The organism is Pseudomonas sp. MBLB4136, assembly GCF_051904765.1.
Lineage (GTDB): Bacteria > Pseudomonadota > Gammaproteobacteria > Pseudomonadales > Pseudomonadaceae > Aquipseudomonas.
The window spans coordinates 2,250,253-2,266,892 of record NZ_CP196713.1 but is presented as its reverse complement, the minus strand read 5'-3'; the positions used below and the strand labels follow the sequence as shown (position 1 = coordinate 2,266,892).

Below are 16,640 nucleotides of genomic sequence, written 5' to 3'. Positions count from 1 at the left end.
CGCCCCCAGAGGAATGGACTCCAATGAACCTGCAACAGCACTTCGATCTGCTCGCCCGTTACAACCAATGGATGAATGGCCAAGTCTACGCAGCCGCCGAAAAACTATCGCCCGAGGCGATAGCACAGGATAGAGGTGCGTTCTTCCGATCCATTCTGGGCACGCTGAATCACCTCATCGTGGCCGACACGGTCTGGCTGCAGCGCTTCGCCCAGCATCCCGCATCAGCACCCAGCCTGCAGCCCGCCTGCGAGCTGCCGAGGCCCGCCTCCCTTGAGCAAGTGCTGTTCAGCGACTTCGGCCAGCTTTCCGAGCGTCGCCGATGGCTGGACGCACTGATTTGTCAGTGGCTTTCGTCCCTGCAGGAGCGCGACCTGGACCACGTGCTGAGCTACCAGAACATGAAGGGACAGCAGGCGCAGCGACGGCTCTCCAGCTTGTTGCTGCACTTCTTCAACCATCAGACCCATCATCGCGGCCAGGCGACGACCCTGCTGTCCCAAGCCGGGCTCGACGTCGGGGTTACCGACCTTCTGGCCCTGATACCGGACGAAGGCGAGGCCTAGCGGATCGCCGCCCGTACAACCATGCCCCATGGTGCAACGATGAGCCTTCGATTATCGCCGGCCAGCCCCCAGGACGCCGCCAATGCCGAGCGCCTGGCAAGCGGCAATATGCATGGTTACTACCGGCGTTACGCCCTCAAGTGGAGTCAGCCGGAGTTCCTGCAGGCCTGGTGCACGCTGGAGAACTACCTGATTGTCGAGGCGGACCAGGGCGTCGGCTTTCTGAGCCTGGGTCGCGACGGCCCGCACCTGTACATTCGAGACATCCAGCTAGCCGCGCAGTCCACTGGCAAAGGCATCGGCACTTGGGCCCTGACGCAGGTGCTGGCGAACGCACGTGCTAGCGCGCTTCGCTCGGCCCGCTTGAAGGTGTTCATGGATAACCCGGCAAGACCCTTGTACGAACGACTGGGTTTCACCGTCGTCGGCAGCGACGGCCATCTGCTCAAGATGGAACACCAACTGGCCTCGCCTGCACCTTGAGCCTCTCCGTCGGCGACCCTGCCAGGGGGCTCGGCGCTGCAGGCCTCAAGGCCGCAAAAACTCCGCCACCGCGTCCGCCGCAGCTTGCAGATGCTGCTCATGACTGAAGCCCGAACGCTTCAGCGGCTTGAGGTCGTGATCGGCCGCCGTTAGCCAGTGGACGCCGATCGCATCGGCCAATCGATAGCCGGCCACGGTTTGCGCGTCGCCCAATGGGTCGCGCTCGCCCTGGACGATCAGGGTCGGCGTCCGCAGTTCGGCGAGATGGGCGACTCGCGGCTTGTCGGCCTTGCCGATGGCATGGAAGGGATAGCCCAGGCATACCAGGGCGTCGGCGCCGAGTTCGTCCGCCAGCAGACTGGCCATGCGCCCGCCCATGGACTTGCCGCCAATCGCCAAGGGACCCGCGACCTGTTGCCGCACCTCGGCATAGACCTCCCGCCACCGTTCCAGCAGCTTGGCCTGGGGATTGGGCGGTCGCCGCTTGCCATCGACCCGGCGCGCCGCCATGTAGGCGAACTCGAAGCGCAGCACCGCGACACCCCGTTGCGCCAGCAGCTCGGCCATAGCCTCCATGAAGGCACTGTCCATCGGCGCACCGGCGCCATGGGCGAGAATCAGGGTCGCCTTGCTCGCCTCCGCCGGCCGATTCCACAGCCACTGCTGCCGATCTCTTGGCGTCGCCACTTGATCCGCGTCAATACCCGCTCCCTGTTCTATGCCCATGCTTGCCTCGCTTCGCTATCCGCCGAGCCGAGCCTCAGCACCACGGCACTGCCTGCGGCCCGGCGAAATATTCTAAGAGTGAATGAACGCCCACCCATGAGCGCCACGACCTGTTGCAGCAATCACCTTCGGATCGCCGTTCTGCCGACCATTATGCCCCTCCAGTCGCCAGCGGTCGGCCCGCGGTGCTGGTCAATTGATCGCGCGACAGCTCATCGACCCGGCGCAGGCTTGAATCGCCCCGCGCCGGCGGCCGCTGCGCGACAAAACCACCAATGCGACGCTGTGTCGCACCGCGCGACAGATGGACTCGCCAAGGCTCCACCCTGAACTAACCTTGCACCGGTCGCCAGCAGCCATGGGCCTAGGCGACCCCCTTCCAGGCGCCTTGCCTTGATAGGCGCCAAAAGCCCAAGCAAGGCACCGGCAGACGGTATCAGATTGCCGCTCAAAAGCCCGAAATGCCCATTTCTCAAAGGTTTGCGTCGTTGCAATGGCCACCTGCTTTCTCCATACTTGCCGCCGATTTTTGTCCCCTAAAAACTCCATTAACCGTGGAACCCCAGCATGAGCACAGCAATCAGTCAGACTGCTTATAACTACAAGGTGGTCCGCCAGTTCGCCGTTATGACGGTGATCTGGGGGGTCATCGGCATGGGTCTAGGCGTGTTCATTGCCGCACAACTCGTGTGGCCGGAACTCAACCTGGGCATGGAATGGACGAGCTTCGGCCGTCTGCGTCCCCTGCACACCAACGCGGTGATCTTCGCCTTCGGCGGTTGCGCCCTGTTCGCCACGTCTTACTACGTGGTGCAGCGTACCTGCCAGGCGCGTCTGGTCTCCGACGGTCTGGCCGCATTCACTTTCTGGGGCTGGCAAGCCGTGATCGTGCTGGCGATCATCACCCTGCCGATGGGTTACACCAGTTCCAAGGAGTACGCCGAGCTCGAGTGGCCAATCGACATCCTCCTGGGTGTGGTGTGGCTGTGCTACGTGGCGGTGTTCTTCGGCACCATCATCAAGCGCAAGACCAAGCACATCTATGTCGGCAACTGGTTCTTCGGCGCGTTCATCCTGGTGACCGCGATGCTGCACATCGTCAACAGCATGGAAATGCCGGTCAGCCTGTTCAAGTCCTACTCGATGTACTCGGGTGCGACCGACGCGATGATCCAGTGGTGGTACGGCCACAACGCCGTGGGCTTCTTCCTGACCACCGGCTTCCTGGGGATGATGTACTACTTCGTGCCGAAGCAGGCCGAGCGTCCGATCTACTCCTATCGCCTGTCCATCGTGCACTTCTGGGCGCTGATCACCCTGTACATCTGGGCCGGCCCGCACCACCTGCACTACACCGCCCTGCCGGACTGGGCCCAGTCCCTCGGCATGGCCATGTCGATCATCCTCCTGGCACCGAGCTGGGGCGGCATGATCAACGGCATGATGAGCCTGTCCGGCGCCTGGCATAAGCTGCGCACCGACCCGATCCTGCGCTTTTTGGTGGTGTCCCTGGCGTTCTACGGCATGTCCACCTTCGAAGGCCCGATGATGGCGATCAAGACCGTCAACGCGCTGTCCCACTACACCGACTGGACCATCGGCCACGTACACGCCGGCGCCCTCGGCTGGGTGGCGATGATCTCCATCGGCTCGCTGTATCACCTGATTCCGAAGGTCTACGGTCGCGAGCAGATGCACAGCATCGCCCTGATCAACGCGCACTTCTGGCTGGCCACCATCGGCACCGTGCTGTACATCGCCTCGATGTGGGTCAACGGCATCACCCAGGGCCTGATGTGGCGTGCAGTCAACGAAGACGGCACCCTCACCTATTCCTTCGTCGAAGCCCTGGAAGCCAGCCATCCGGGCTACGTGGTTCGCATGATCGGCGGCGCCTTCTTCGTCACCGGCATGCTGTTGATGGCCTACAACACCTACCGCACCGTGCGTGCCGCCAAGCCGGCTGAATACGAAGCGGCTGCGCAGATTCCCGCCGGAGTAGCTCACTGATGAAACACGAAATCATCGAGAAGAATATCGGTCTGATGGCGCTGCTGATGGTCATCGCCGTCAGCATCGGTGGCCTGACCCAGATCGTCCCGCTGTTTTTCCAGGACGTCACCAACGAGCCGGTCGAGGGCCTCAAGCCCTACACCGCGCTGCAGCTGGAAGGTCGCGATGTGTACATCTCCAACGGCTGCGTCGGCTGCCACTCGCAGATGATCCGTCCGTTCCGCGCCGAGACCGAGCGCTACGGCCACTACTCGGTGGCCGGTGAGAGCGTCTGGGACCACCCCTTCCTGTGGGGTTCCAAACGTACCGGTCCGGACCTGGCCCGGGTCGGCGGCCGCTACTCCGACGAATGGCACCGCGCGCACCTGTACAACCCGCGCAACGTCGTGCCTGAGTCGAAGATGCCGTCCTACCCCTGGCTGGTCGAGCACAAGCTCGACGGCAAGGACACTGCCAAGAAGATGGAAGTCATGCGTGGCTTCGGCATCCCCTACACCGACGAAGACATCGCCGGCGCCAAGGATGCGGTGAAGGGCAAGACCGAAATGGACGCGCTGGTCGCGTACCTGCAGGTTCTCGGCACCTCGATCAGCAGCAAGCGGTAACTCACGATGCCTTCTTTTCTCACGGACATCGGGACCATCCGCGGCATAGGCACAGCAGTGGTGTTCATCGCCTTCATCGGCGTGGTGCTCTGGGCCTACAGCAGCAAGCGCAAGTCGAGTTTCGACGAAGCCGCCAACCTGCCTTTTGCCGATGACCCGAAACCCGACGAACGTGACGAGCAATCTTCCAGGAGCAATAACCAATGACCACGTTCTGGAGTTGGTACGTAACAATTCTCGTACTCGGCACCATCTTCGCCCTGACCTGGCTGATCTTCGGCACCCGCAAGGGCCAGCGCCAGGAGAGCACCGAAGAAACCGTCGGGCATGTGTTCGACGGCGTCGAGGAGTTCGACAACCCGATGCCCAAGTGGTGGTTCATGCTGTTCGTGGCCACCATCATCTTCGCCCTCGGCTACCTGGTGCTCTACCCGGGCCTGGGCAACTGGAAGGGCCTGCTGCCGGGTTACGACTACCTCGACAACGAGGCCAAGACCCCGTTCGCCGCCAACGTGCAGATCGCCGACGGCGAGCGCAATGCAGGCTGGACCGGCGTGCACCAGTGGGAAAAGGAAATGGCCAAGGCCGACGCCCAGTACGGGCCGATCTTCGCCAAGTACGCGGCCATGCCCATCGAGCAGGTCGCCCAGGATGAGCAGGCCCTGAAAATGGGCGGCCGCCTGTTCGCCTCCAACTGCTCGGTCTGCCACGGTTCCGACGCCAAGGGTGCCTACGGCTTCCCCAACCTGACCGACAGCGACTGGCTGTACGGTGGTGAGCCGGAAACCATCAAGACCACCATCATGGAAGGTCGTCAGGCGGCGATGCCCGCGTGGAAGGACAGCCTCGGCGAGGACGGCATCAAGCACGTCACGGCCTATGTGCGCAGCCTGTCCGGGCTGAAGACCCCGGAGGGCATTGAGGCCGACCCGGTTGCCGGCAAGGAAATCTTTGCTGCCAATTGCGCGGTCTGCCACGGCGCCGAAGGCAAAGGCCAGCAGGCCATGGGCGCGCCGAACCTGACCGACAAGACCTGGCTCTACGGCTCCAGCTTCGGCCAGGTGCAGCAGACCCTGCGTTACGGCCGCAATGGCCGCATGCCGGCCCAGGCGGACTTCCTCGGCAACGACAAGGTCCACCTGCTGGCGGCCTATGTGTACAGCCTCTCGCAGAAGCCTGCGCAGCAGTAAAGCCGATCCCTGCAGGCCCTGTAGCGAGCGCGACGCCCCGTCGCACCCAAGCAGGGCCTTGTCAGGCGTACCATGGCGTATGAGTGAAATGACCCCGGCTGGCTACAGCCGGCCGGGGCCGCCAATCCACCGCTGTGGTAGCAACCGATGAGTTCGCAGATTCCGCTCAAAGACGTCACCCCCGCCCCGGCCAAGGTCGAATCCGTCGACCTGTACGCCAGTCGCGAGAAAATCTACACCCGCGCCTTCACCGGCCTCTTCCGCAACCTGCGCATGCTCGGTGGCGCCCTGCTGTTCATCCTCTATTTCGGCACCGTCTGGCTCAGCTGGGACGGTCGCCAGGCCGTCTGGTGGGACCTGCCGGCGCGCAAGTTCCACATCTTCGGTGCCACCTACTGGCCACAGGATTTCGTCCTGCTCTCGGCGTTGCTGATCATCGCCGCCTTCGGCCTGTTCTTCATCACCGTGTTCGCCGGCCGGGTCTGGTGTGGCTACACCTGCCCGCAGAGCGTGTTCACCTGGGTGTTCATGTGGGCGGAAAAGATCACCGAAGGGGATCGCAACCAGCGCATGAAACTGGACAAGGCGCCCATCAGCGGCCAGAAGCTGCTGCGCAAGGCGGCCAAGCACGGCATCTGGGTCGCGGTCTCCGTGGCTACCGCGCTGACCTTCGTCGGCTACTTCTCGCCGATCCGCGAGCTGATTCCCGACCTGCTGACTCTGCAGGCCGGCGGCTGGGCGGTGTTCTGGGTCGGCTTCTTCACCCTCGCCACCTACGGCAATGCCGGCTGGCTGCGCGAACAGGTGTGCATCTACATGTGCCCCTATGCACGCTTCCAGAGCGTGATGTTCGACCAGGACACCCTGATCGTCTCCTACGACCCGCGGCGCGGCGAACACCGCGGCCCGCGCAAGAAGGACGCCGATTACCAGGCCGAGGGCCTCGGCGACTGCATCGACTGCAAGATGTGCGTGCAGGTCTGCCCCACCGGCATCGACATCCGTGACGGCCTGCAGATCGAATGCATCGGCTGCGCCGCCTGCATCGATGCCTGCGACAGCATCATGGACAAGATGAACTACCCCAAGGGGCTGATCAGCTACACCACCGAACACAACCTGTCCGGTCAGCAGACCAACCTGGCGCGACCGCGCCTGATCGGCTACGCCGTCGCCCTGCTGGCGATGATCGGCCTGTTCGCCTGGGCCGTGGCCAGCCGCCCGCTGGTGGAGCTGGACGTGATCAAGGATCGCGTGCTGTACCGCGAGAACGAGGCCGGGCGCATCGAGAACGTCTACACCCTGAAGATCATGAACAAGTCCCAGCGCGACATGACCTACCTGATCGAGGCCGACGGTCTCGACGGACTGGTCTACGAAGGCAAGCGCGAGGTCAAGGCGCTGGCCGGCGAAGTACTGTCGCTGCCGATCGAGCTGTCAATCGAGCCAGAGAAACTGCCGTCCAGCGCCAACGAGATCCGCTTCCGCATCCAGTCCGCCGACGAGCCAAGCATTCACAATGACGCCGACAGCCGCTTCATTGGCCCGAGCGTCCGCTGACCCATGAGCAAACCACCCATGTCCGAACAAACCCCGGCCAAACCCTGGTACAAGCATTTCTGGCCCTGGTTCATCCTTGCCCTGCTGGGCTACTCGGTGATCCAGGGGGTCGCCCTGCTGACCATCGCCACGCAGAATCCCCCGGGCCTCATTTCCGACGATTACTACGACGTCGGCAAGGGCATCAATCAGTCCTTGGAGCGTGAGCAGTTCGCCCAGCGCCTGCAGCTGAGCGCCCACCTCGAGATCGACGAGGACGCCGGCATCGCCTCGCTGCAGCTGCAGGGCAACAGCGGTCCGGCGCAACTGGTGCTCAACCTGATCTCGCCGACCCAGCCCGAGCGCGACCGCCGCATCGTCCTGCAGCCGCAAGGCGAAGGCCTGTACACCGGGCAGATGCAGGACGTGGTGCAGGGCCGACGCTTCGTCGAGCTGCTCGGTCAGGAGGGCGGCCGGGAGTGGCGCCTGTTCGAGGAAGAGACCCTGGAAACCGGCAAGACCATTCGTCTCGGCGACGCACGCTGACAACAGGCCCGTCCCTCTTCGATGGCGAACCCGATCCCCTGCTTCCACTGCGGCCTGCCGGTACCGGCAGGCAGCCGCTTCCATGCCCAGGTACTGGGCGAAGCCCGCGAGCTGTGCTGTCCCGGCTGCCAGGCGGTGGCCGAGGCCATAGTCGCCGGTGGCCTGGAGCACTACTACAAGCACCGCAGCGAGACGGCCGCCAATCCCCAGGCGCTGCCCCAGGCCCTGCCGGATGAGCTGGCGCTGTACGACCGCGCCGAGGTGCAGGCGCCCTTCGTCGAGCATCAGGGCGAACTCAGTGAGACCTGCCTGCTGATTGAGGGCATCAGTTGCGCAGCCTGCGGCTGGCTGATCGAAAAGCACCTGCGCGCCCTGCCCGCCGTCGCCGAGGCGCACCTCAACCTGTCCAATCAGCGCCTGCAGGTGCGCTGGGCCGATAGCCAGCTGCCGCTCAGCGCGCTGCTCAAGGAGCTGCGCAAGATCGGTTATGCCGGGCATCCCTGGCAAGCCGACGCGGCCACCGCCCAGCTGACCCGCGACAACCGCCGGGCCATGCGCCAACTGGGGGTCGCCGGCCTGCTGTGGATGCAGGTGATGATGGCATCCATGGCCACCTGGCCCGAGTTCAACATCGACCTGAGCCCGGAGCTGGACAAGATCCTGCGCTGGGTCAGCCTGTTCCTCACCACGCCGATCGTCTTCTATTGCTGCGGCCAGTTTTTTCGCGGCGCCCTGCGCGACCTGCGCACTCGCCACCTGACCATGGATGTCTCGGTATCCCTGGCCATTGGCGGCGCCTATGTCGCCGGCATCTGGTCGACGGTGACCGGCCAGGGCGAGCTGTATTTCGATGCAGTGGGCATGTTCGCCCTGTTCCTGCTGGCCGGCCGCTACCTGGAGCGACGCGCCCGCGAACGCACGGCGGCGGCCACCGCACAACTGGTCAACCTGCTGCCGGCCTCGTGCCTGCGCCTGGACGCCGAGGGTCATGGCCAGCGCATCCTGCTCAGCGAACTGCGCACCGGCGAGCGGGTCCTGGTGCCGCCCGGCGCCCTGCTGCCGGCCGATGGCACCATCGTCAGCGGCCAGTCCAGCGTCGACGAGTCGCTGCTGACCGGCGAGTACCTGCCACAGCCGCGGCGCGAGGGCGACAGCGTCACCGCCGGCACCCTCAATGTCGAAGGGCCGCTGACCGTCGAGGTCGAGGCGCTCGGCGACGCCACCCGCCTGTCGGCCATCGTCCGCCTGCTGGAACGCGCCCAGAGCGAGAAGCCGCGCCTGGCCGAGGTCGCCGATCGGGTGGCGCAGTGGTTCCTGCTGATCGTCCTGGTCGTCTCCGCGGTCGTTGGCCTGGCCTGGTGGCAGATCGACCCGTCGCGCGCCTTCTGGGTGGTGCTGGCGCTGCTGGTCGCCACCTGCCCCTGCGCCCTGGCCCTGGCCACCCCGACGGCCCTGACCACGGCCACCGGCAGCCTGCACAGGCTCGGCCTGCTGCTCACCCGTGGCCATGTGCTCGAAGGCCTGAAGCAGATCGACACGGTGATCTTCGACAAGACCGGCACCCTAACCGAAGGCCGCCTGACCCTCAGCGCCATCCATCCGCTCGGCACGCTGGACGGCGACGCCTGCCTGGCCCTGGCTGCCGCCCTGGAAAACCGCTCCGAACACCCCATCGCCCGCGCCTTCGGCCGCGCCCCGCAGGCCGCCGAACGGGTCGACAGCGTTCCCGGCCAGGGCCTGCAGGGCTGGGTTGGCGGTCGCCAGCTGCGCATCGGCCAGCCGGATTTCGTCAGCGCCCTGAGCGGCCAGAGCGCGCCAGCCATTCCCGGCCAACAGGGGCAATGGCTGCTGCTCGGCGATGACCAGGGGCCATTGGCCTGGCTGGTACTCGACGACCGCCTGCGCGACGACGCCCCGGCACTCATCGCGGCCTGCCGCGCCCAAGGCTGGCAGGTGTTGCTGCTGTCCGGCGACAGCTCGCCAATGGTCGGCGAAGTGGCGCGGCAACTGGGCATCGAACAGGCCAGAGGCGGCCTGACGCCAGACGCCAAGCTGGCCGAACTGAAGCGGTTGCATCAGCAGGGTCGCCGCGTGCTGATGCTCGGCGACGGGGTCAACGACGTGCCGGTGCTGGCCGGCGCCGACATCAGCATCGCCATGGGCAGCGCCACCGACCTGGCCAAGACCAGCGCCGACGCCGTGCTGTTGTCCAATCGCCTGACCAGCCTGGTGCAGGCCTTCGCCCTGGCCCGGCGCACCCGCCGGGTCATCATCGAGAACCTGGCCTGGGCCAGCCTGTACAATGGCCTGGTGCTGCCGTTCGCCGCCCTGGGCTGGATCACCCCGATCTGGGCGGCCCTCGGCATGTCGTTGAGCTCGCTGCTGGTGGTGCTCAACGCCTTGCGTCTCACCCGCACGCCCACCCCGTAGGCTGGAGCTTTCATGTCCGCGCTGTACATCCTCATCCCTGTCGCCCTGCTGCTGGTGGCGTTCGCCATCTGGCTGTTCTTCTGGGCGGTCGACAGCGGCCAGTACGACGACCTCGACGGCCCGGCACACAGCATCCTGTTCGACGACGAGGACCCGAAACACCAGGCCGGCGCGCAGGAAGCAGGCGAACAGACGGCGGAGGCCAGGCAGGACCCGGCGGATAAACCCGATGCTTGAACTGGCGCCCCTGCTGCTCTCGGCCCTGATCCTCGGCCTGCTCGGCGGCGGTCATTGCCTGGGCATGTGTGGCGGCCTGATGGGCGCATTGACCCTGGCCATTCCGGCGGAACGGCGGGCGCAGCGATTTCGCCTGCTGCTGAGCTACAACCTCGGCCGCATTCTCAGCTATTCGGTCGCCGGCCTGCTGCTTGGCCTGGCCGGCTGGGCACTGGCCAGCAGCCCGGCAGCCATCGCCCTGCGCGTGCTGGCGGCGCTGCTGCTGATCGCCATGGGCCTGTACCTCGGGGGCTGGTGGAGCGGATTGACCCGCATCGAAGCCCTGGGTCGGGGCCTGTGGCGTCATGTACAGCCACTGACCCGGCGCTTCATGCCGGTCGACAGCACGGCCAAGGCCCTGATGTTGGGGGCGCTGTGGGGCTGGCTGCCCTGCGGGCTGGTCTATAGCACCCTGCTGTGGGCTTCGAGTCAGGGCAACGCCCTGGACAGTGCGGTGCTGATGCTGACCTTCGGCCTCGGCACCCTGCCGGTGCTGCTGGCCACCGGCATGGCAGCGGAGCGCGTCACTGCCCTGCTGCGCAAGCAAGGTGTGCGCGCAGCAGGCGGCGTGCTGGTGATCCTCTTCGGCCTCTGGACCCTGCCCGGCCCGCACCAGCACTGGCTGATGGGACACTGAGCCGGATCGCCGCCTTGCCCACCACGACAGCGCTTCGATTGCGGCTCCACTCCAGTGTCGGAAAGGCTCTGCGAACTGCCTGCGCCTGGCTATGCTCCTTGGGAGGCGCCGCACGCCAATCCCTCAACTGGCAGGCCAGAACCCGCTACCATCGGCTGGCTGAATCGCCGCCCGCTGCGTTACCCTCATATAGAGTATGTGTTTAATCAGGGACAACCTCGATGTCGCAATCTGCCACACCCCGTGCAGCTCATCAGGCTCACTGCAAGGACTGCAGTCTGGCGCCTCTCTGCCTGCCTCTGTCGCTGGACCTGGAAGACCTCGACGCACTGGATGAGATCGTCAAGCGCGGGCGACCTCTGAAGAAGGGCGAGTTCCTGTTTCGCCAGGGCGATGCCTTCGACTCGGTGTTCGCCGTACGCTCCGGCGCCCTCAAGACCTTCAGTCTGAGCAATGGCGGCGAGGAGCAGATAACCGGCTTTCATCTGCCCAGTGAGCTGGTCGGCCTGTCCGGTATGGACACCGGAAGCTTCCCGGTTTCCGCCCAGGCACTGGAAACCACCTCGGTCTGCGAGATTCCCTTCGAGCGTCTCGATGAACTGGCCGCCCAGCTGCCCCAACTCAGGCGCCAGTTGATGCGGGTGATGAGCCGGGAGATTCGCGAAGATCAGCAGATGATGCTCCTGCTGTCGAAGAAGACGGCGGACGAACGCATCGCCTCCTTCCTGGTCAATCTGTCAGCGCGCTTTCGCGCCCGGGGCTTTTCCGCCCAGCAGTTCCGCCTGGCCATGTCGCGCAACGAGATTGGCAACTACCTGGGCCTGGCGGTGGAGACCGTTTCCCGGGTATTCACTCGCTTCCAGCGCAATAGACTGCTCGAAGCCGACGGCAAGGAAGTGCATATTCTCGACCCCGTCGAACTGTGCGCCCTAGCCGGCGGTAATCTCGACGGCTGAGTGGCCATTTACACTTCAAGTCAGGCTGCCATTCAACGCTACAGGAGTGCCACGATGATCTTCGACGAGTTCAGCATCAAGACCCTGATCCGCCCGGTCGCCGACTTCCCCAAGCCCGGAGTCACTTTCCGCGACATCACCCCGCTGTTCCAGTCGCCACGCGCCTTGCGCATGGTCGCCGACAGCTTCATCCAGCGCTATGTCGAAGCCGACTTCAGCCATATCGCGGCCATGGATGCCCGTGGCTTCCTGATCGGCTCGATCATGGCCTACGAGCTCAACAAACCGCTGATCCTGTTTCGCAAGCACGGCAAGCTGCCGGGCGAAGTGCTACGCGAGGCCTACAAGACCGAGTACGGCGAAGCCTTTCTGGAGGTACAGGCCGACAGCCTGTGCGAGGGCGACAACATCCTGATATTCGATGACCTGATCGCCACCGGCGGCACCCTGCTGGCCGCCGCACAACTAGTGCGCAGGATGGGCGCCAGAATCCATGAGGCGGCCGCGATCATCGACCTGCCGGAGCTGGGCGGTTCGCAGAAACTGCAGGATATGGGTATCCCGACCTTTACCTTGACCGCGTTCGCCCTGAACGAGCGCTGAGGCATGTGGGGCCTGTTGCGGGCCCTCGATGGCTACTCGAAATAGGCTGCGAAGAAGCGATCCAGCTCGCCATCGTACTGGTCCAGCGAATACAGGGTGTCGGCCGCCAGCAGGTCCAGCAGGATCATCCCGTTGGGCCCCGAGTCCTCGACGGCGGCGGCCCGCAGCCGTTCGGTCATGCCCAGGTTGACCTGGCGTAGCTTGCGATATACCTCACGCAACTGGTTCATCGACCAATCCGCGCCCAACCCACGCTGCTGCCGCAGGTACTGACCGAGCAGGTAGGTACCGAATACGCGATACAGCGTTTCGTCCGTGCCGCTGAACGGCTGATGGAACCAGGCCATCGCCTTGAGGATGCGCGTATGCGGGCATCCCGAGGTCGCCCCCAAGGCTCCGAGCAGCGAACCCAGGGCGCGCTGCAGGCTGGTGCGTTGGCGAATTTCCCGACCGCGCCAATGCACTTCGACCTCGACCCGCTCATAGGACGGCGACTGGGCCAGCAGCTCGACGGGAGCGACCAACGCCTGCGCGAATGGACAGTGCGGCGACTCCTCAGGCCGCAGCGGGCAATGTTTGCACTGATGGAATTCCAGCTTCGTCCACGCAGGCGCCTGCTCGACCTGGGCCTGACTGTTATCGGGTCGCAGGACAACCTGGTGAGACCAGGTGCGGCCATCGGCAAAGCGGAACTGGTAGTGGATGACGGAGTCATCCGCGGCGTCTAAATCCATGGTCTAACCTGATCGTCGGGGAGCATGAAAAAGATATGGTAGTCGCCCAATCGAGACGCCATAATCCAGGCGCCAATTGTACGTCAAGTCGACACCTCCCTACCGATACCCAGATAACAATCAGTGATCAATCGACAACAACCCAACCAAGATCGGGAGTCTGCGATGGACGGCAGGCAACGGTACCTCGCCAGCGCTCTGGTCGAACATATCGGGATCGGGGTGATTATCCTCGATTCGAAGCTGCGTATTCAGTACTGGAATGCATTTATCAGCCAGTGTAGCGGCAAGCAACTCGAGCAAGGGATCAATCAGGCGCTGACCAGCGTATTCCCCGAGGCCAATACGCCTCACCTGGACCAGATGGTGACGCAGGCTCGGGACCATGGACAGCACGCCTATACCCAGTGGCGCGACAACCCCTACCTGATCAAGCTGCCGTACAAGCCTGCCAGGGAACCAGGGGTGCTCATGCTGCAGAGCACGTTGCTGTTCCCGTTCCGCGACATGGACGAACAACTGTGTTTTGGCCTGCTGCTTTACGACACAACCGAATTTGCGCGCACCAACAAACAACTGGATGCGGCCCTGGAGGCGCTGAGCGGCAAACAAATCGAGCAAGAGCGCTTGATCAAAAAACTGGAAAAAGCCAACGCGCAACTCCTGCAATCGGAGAAGCTCGCCGCCATCGGTCAGCTCGCCGCTGGCGTAGCCCACGAGATCAATAACCCGATTGGCTACGTCTTTTCCAACCTCAAGACCCTCGCCGGCTACGTCCAGGACTTGTTGCGTATCAGCGACGCGGTCGATGGCGCAACAAGTCTCGACGAACTGCGTCAGCTCAAGCGCAGCCTGGAATACGACTACATCCGCAGCGATATCGAGGCCTTGATCACCGAGTCGGAAGATGGCATCGACAGGGTCAAGAAGATCATCACCGCACTCAAGGATTTCTCCCATATCGAGGAAGACGAATTCCAGTTCGCCGACCTGCACCGTGGCCTGGATACCACGCTCAACGTGGTCAACAACGAGCTGAAGTACAAGGCGGACATCGTCAAGGAATACGGCGAGTTGCCGCAGGTCGAATGCATCCCCTCGCAGATCAATCAGGTGCTAATGAACCTGCTGGTCAACGCCGCCCACGCCATTGAACAGTTCGGGCGTATCACCTTGCGCAGCCAGCAAGAAGGCGACTGGATCTGGCTGGAGGTGGAGGACACCGGCAAGGGCATCGAGCCCCACCTGCTCAACCGCATCTACGAGCCGTTCTTCACCACCAAGCCGGTGGGCAAAGGCACTGGCCTGGGCTTGTCGCTGTCCTATAACATCCTGCAAAAACACAACGGGCGCATCGAGGTCAGCAGCGAGCCGGGCCAGGGTACTCGATTCCGCATCTGGCTCCCCATCCGCCAACCCGAAGCAGGCAGTTCTGGTAATCCAAGCCTATGACCGACCCACTACCGCCGCGCAGTGCCACCCTGCTCCTCGTCGATGACGAGGAAAATATCCTCAAGAGCCTGCGCCGCCTGCTGCGCCAGGAACCCTACGAAGTGCTGCTCGCCAACGGCGGCGAACAGGCGCTGGAGATACTCGCCCAGCACCCCGTCGACCTGGTGATATCCGACGCGCGCATGCCAGGCATGGATGGCGCCACCCTGCTGACCGAAATTCAGAAGCGCTGGCCAGGCTGCCAGCGCATCCTGCTGACCGGCCACGCCGACATCGCCACCACGATCAAGGCGATCAATGAGGGGCAGATCTACCGCTATATCAGCAAGCCCTGGGACGACGATGAGCTGCGCCTGATCATTCGTCAGGCGCTGGCCTTCCAGCACTCCGAGCGCGAGCGCGAGCGCCTGGAACGGCTGACCCACGAGCAGAACCAGCACCTGCAGGAACTCAATGCCAGCCTCGAACAGCGGGTCAAGAACCGCACCGCGGAGCTGCAGCAGACCGCCGACATGCTGGACATGGCCTACGAGGAGCTCAAGCGCAGCTACGTGACAGCCACCGAGGTCTTCTCCAGCCTGGTGACCCAGCGCATCCCCCGAGACAAACAGTCAAACTGCCAGGTCATCGCCCTAGTCCGCGCCTACGCCGAGCAGTATTCCCTGGGCGAAGTGCTCAGCCGCGACCTGACCATGGCCGCGGCACTCTACAATGTCGGCAAGCTGACCTGGAGTGACAGCCTGCTCAACAGCCCCGCCGACCTGCTCTACAAGAACGAGCGCGAGCGCTATCGGCAGTATCCCGCCCTCGGCGAAAGCCTGCTGATGAGCCTCGAGCCACTGCAGGACGCCGCCAAGCTGATTCGCCATCATCAGGAGCGCTGGGACGGCGGCGGCTTTCCCGATCGCCTCAAGGGCAAGGACATCCCCTTCGGCTCGCGCCTGATCAAACTGGCCGTGGACTTCATCGAGCTGCAGTGCGGCCTGATGCTGGAGCGCCGCCTGAGTCGCGATGACGCGCTGTTGCTGATCCAGAAGTACAGCGGCAAGCTCTACGATCCCCAGCTATGCGAGGAGTTCATTCGCCTGTGCACCGAGCTGGCGCCCGATCTGGTTCTGGCCGACCCCAGCATCCTGATACTCGACACCAGGCGCCTGGAGCCCGGCATGACCTTGGCGCGCAACCTCAATTCGGAAAACGGCACCCTCCTGCTCAACGAAGGCAAGCAACTCACGCGCCCGTTGATCAGCAAGCTCATCGCCTTCGAGGAAAGCGAAGGCGCGCGCTACACCCTGTTCGTCCGCCCAGCGCCCGATGCCAGCGCCACGCCTAAGGAAGCCGTTCAATGATCAAGATCCAGCTGGTGGACGATGAACCGCAGATTCTCAAATCACTGCAACGCCTGCTCAATCCGCAAGGCTGGGAATTGCACCCGTTCAGCGATGTATACGAGGCACTGGATGCCCTCACCGAGCATGACTACGCGGTGATCGTTTCCGACTTCAAGATGCCGAACCTGGATGGCATCACCTACCTGAAGTTCGCCAAGCAGCGCCAGCCCCACGCCGTACGCCTGATGCTGACCGGTTACGGCGACCGCCAATCGATGATGCAGGCGATCAACGAGGCGGAGGTCTTCCGCTTCATTTCCAAGCCGTGGGAGGACTTCGAGGTCGAGGTGGCGCTGCGCAGCGCCATCGACCTCCACCTGCTGCGCGAGGAAAACCAACGCCTGTTGGAACAGGTACGCCAGCAGCAGAGTTCCCTCGACCTGCAGCGACAGGAACTGTGGCGATTGGAGACGGAGAACCCGGGCCTGACCCGGGTCGTGCGCGACGCCGACGGTTCGATAATCATCGACGACCAGGATCTCTGATCGGGCCC

General features: G+C 64.0%; 18 protein-coding genes. 16 read left to right on the top strand and 2 right to left on the bottom strand.

Annotated elements, in window-relative coordinates; translation table 11 throughout:
- Window positions 1–23 precede the first annotated feature (23 nt).
- Window positions 24–566 (top strand): DinB family protein, encoded by a 543-nt coding sequence (locus tag ACSX1D_RS10420; protein WP_439862148.1) that lies wholly within the window; start codon window positions 24–26, stop codon window positions 564–566.
- Between the two features lie 39 nt (window positions 567–605).
- Complete coding sequence (locus ACSX1D_RS10415) at window positions 606–1,049, top strand: GNAT family N-acetyltransferase (protein ID WP_439862147.1); 444 nt, start codon at window positions 606–608, stop codon at window positions 1,047–1,049.
- 45 nt (window positions 1,050–1,094) lie between these two features.
- On the opposite strand, the gene ACSX1D_RS10410 is transcribed toward ACSX1D_RS10415, so the two are convergent.
- Window positions 1,095–1,775, bottom strand: coding sequence for an alpha/beta family hydrolase (locus tag ACSX1D_RS10410; RefSeq protein ID WP_439862146.1), 681 nt, complete (start codon window positions 1,773–1,775; stop codon window positions 1,095–1,097).
- 567 nt (window positions 1,776–2,342) lie between these two features.
- Between ACSX1D_RS10410 and ccoN the strand changes: the two genes are divergently transcribed.
- The 11 genes from ccoN (at window position 2,343) to ACSX1D_RS10355 (ending at window position 12,570) form a co-directional block, all read left to right on the top strand.
- The gene (ccoN, locus tag ACSX1D_RS10405) at window positions 2,343–3,785 is read left to right on the top strand and encodes a cytochrome-c oxidase, cbb3-type subunit I (protein ID WP_439862145.1); all 1,443 of its coding nucleotides are present in this window, start codon (window positions 2,343–2,345) and stop codon (window positions 3,783–3,785) included.
- Window positions 3,785–4,393: a cytochrome-c oxidase, cbb3-type subunit II gene (gene ccoO, locus ACSX1D_RS10400; protein WP_439862144.1), complete on the top strand. Its 609-nt coding sequence runs from the start codon at window positions 3,785–3,787 to the stop codon at window positions 4,391–4,393. Before ccoN ends, ccoO begins: the two co-directional genes overlap by 1 nt.
- A 6-nt stretch (window positions 4,394–4,399) precedes the next feature.
- A complete protein-coding gene (locus ACSX1D_RS10395; protein ID WP_208706715.1) occupies window positions 4,400–4,600 on the top strand; it encodes a cbb3-type cytochrome oxidase subunit 3 in 201 nt (66 codons plus the stop codon).
- Window positions 4,597–5,583 (top strand): cytochrome-c oxidase, cbb3-type subunit III, encoded by a 987-nt coding sequence (gene ccoP / locus ACSX1D_RS10390; RefSeq protein WP_439862143.1) that lies wholly within the window; start codon window positions 4,597–4,599, stop codon window positions 5,581–5,583. Before ACSX1D_RS10395 ends, ccoP begins: the two co-directional genes overlap by 4 nt.
- Before the next feature lie 147 nt (window positions 5,584–5,730).
- Entirely contained in the window at window positions 5,731–7,143 is a 1,413-nt protein-coding gene (gene ccoG, locus ACSX1D_RS10385; RefSeq protein WP_439862142.1) for a cytochrome c oxidase accessory protein CcoG, read from the top strand.
- Window positions 7,144–7,161: 18 nt separating this feature from the next.
- On the top strand, window positions 7,162–7,668 hold the full coding sequence (locus ACSX1D_RS10380; RefSeq protein WP_439862141.1) for a FixH family protein: 507 nt from the start codon (window positions 7,162–7,164) through the stop codon (window positions 7,666–7,668).
- Between the two features lie 21 nt (window positions 7,669–7,689).
- Entirely contained in the window at window positions 7,690–10,098 is a 2,409-nt protein-coding gene (locus ACSX1D_RS10375) for a heavy metal translocating P-type ATPase (protein ID WP_439862140.1), read from the top strand.
- Window positions 10,099–10,110: 12 nt separating this feature from the next.
- Window positions 10,111–10,335 (top strand): cbb3-type cytochrome oxidase assembly protein CcoS, encoded by a 225-nt coding sequence (gene ccoS, locus ACSX1D_RS10370; RefSeq protein ID WP_439862139.1) that lies wholly within the window; start codon window positions 10,111–10,113, stop codon window positions 10,333–10,335.
- Window positions 10,328–11,011: a sulfite exporter TauE/SafE family protein gene (locus ACSX1D_RS10365; protein WP_439862138.1), complete on the top strand. Its 684-nt coding sequence runs from the start codon at window positions 10,328–10,330 to the stop codon at window positions 11,009–11,011. The genes ccoS and ACSX1D_RS10365 overlap by 8 nt, the downstream gene beginning before the upstream one ends.
- A 221-nt stretch (window positions 11,012–11,232) precedes the next feature.
- The gene (gene fnr, locus ACSX1D_RS10360; protein ID WP_439862137.1) at window positions 11,233–11,967 is read left to right on the top strand and encodes a fumarate/nitrate reduction transcriptional regulator Fnr; all 735 of its coding nucleotides are present in this window, start codon (window positions 11,233–11,235) and stop codon (window positions 11,965–11,967) included.
- 54 nt (window positions 11,968–12,021) lie between these two features.
- The gene (locus ACSX1D_RS10355) at window positions 12,022–12,570 is read left to right on the top strand and encodes an adenine phosphoribosyltransferase (RefSeq protein ID WP_439862136.1); all 549 of its coding nucleotides are present in this window, start codon (window positions 12,022–12,024) and stop codon (window positions 12,568–12,570) included.
- Window positions 12,571–12,602: 32 nt separating this feature from the next.
- Here the strand turns inward: ACSX1D_RS10355 and ACSX1D_RS10350 are convergent, their stop codons facing one another.
- Window positions 12,603–13,304, bottom strand: a complete 702-nt coding sequence (locus ACSX1D_RS10350) for a DUF6901 family protein (RefSeq protein WP_439862135.1) — start codon at window positions 13,302–13,304, stop codon at window positions 12,603–12,605.
- A gap of 165 nt (window positions 13,305–13,469) precedes the next feature.
- On the opposite strand from ACSX1D_RS10350, the gene ACSX1D_RS10345 reads away from it, so the two are divergent.
- The 3 genes from ACSX1D_RS10345 to ACSX1D_RS10335 are packed head-to-tail and all read left to right on the top strand — an operon-like array spanning window position 13,470 to window position 16,632.
- Entirely contained in the window at window positions 13,470–14,756 is a 1,287-nt protein-coding gene (locus tag ACSX1D_RS10345; RefSeq protein ID WP_439862134.1) for an ATP-binding protein, read from the top strand.
- Window positions 14,753–16,105: an HD domain-containing phosphohydrolase gene (locus ACSX1D_RS10340; RefSeq protein WP_439862133.1), complete on the top strand. Its 1,353-nt coding sequence runs from the start codon at window positions 14,753–14,755 to the stop codon at window positions 16,103–16,105. The genes ACSX1D_RS10345 and ACSX1D_RS10340 overlap by 4 nt, the downstream gene beginning before the upstream one ends.
- Window positions 16,102–16,632 carry a response regulator gene (locus tag ACSX1D_RS10335; protein WP_439862132.1) on the top strand — a complete coding sequence of 177 codons (531 nt, stop codon included), beginning with the start codon at window positions 16,102–16,104 and terminating at the stop codon, window positions 16,630–16,632. Before ACSX1D_RS10340 ends, ACSX1D_RS10335 begins: the two co-directional genes overlap by 4 nt.
- Window positions 16,633–16,640 lie beyond the last annotated feature (8 nt).